The organism is Vibrio sp. 970 (assembly GCF_033339075.1).
In genome coordinates, this window is the sequence record NZ_JAWOTW010000811.1 from 1 (window position 1) to 519 (window position 519).

Consider the following 519-nt stretch of genomic DNA (forward strand, 5'->3'; position numbering starts at 1 on the left):
GCCCAAAATCACTCGAAACACTGCGCTTCGTAAAGTCACTCGGTGACAGCGCAAAAGTCGTACTCGGCAATCATGACTTACATTTACTGGCAGTATCGTACGGCCTGAAAAAGCGAAAAGACAAAGATAAAACGACCCCTATTTTCCTCGCTAAAGACCGCGAAGAACTGCTCTCTTGGCTAGCTAAACAACCTCTTCTGGCAGAGCACGACGAGTTTGTGATGTGTCATGCGGGTATCTCACCGCAATGGGATTTAGAAACAGCCAGACAATGCGCTCGCGAAGTAGAACATATTATCCAAGGCGAAGAGTTGCCGTGGTTGCTAAAAAACATGTACAGCAACTTACCAGATCTTTGGGATGACTCACTGGAAGGTCTGGATCGCTATCGCTATATCATCAATGCCTTTACAAGAATGCGTTTCTGCTTTTCTGATGGTCGTTTAGATATGGACTGCAAACTGCCTCCGCAAGAAGTCACAGGTGACCAATTGGTACCTTGGTTTGAACTGCCGCACC

Annotated in this window: 1 protein-coding gene; it reads left to right on the top strand. The window is 46.8% G+C overall.

Translation table 11 applies throughout. The features are described from left to right. On the top strand, nucleotides 1–519 hold a 519-nt coding region (gene apaH / locus R7Q11_RS29340), incomplete at both ends, for a bis(5'-nucleosyl)-tetraphosphatase (symmetrical) ApaH (RefSeq protein ID WP_225467366.1).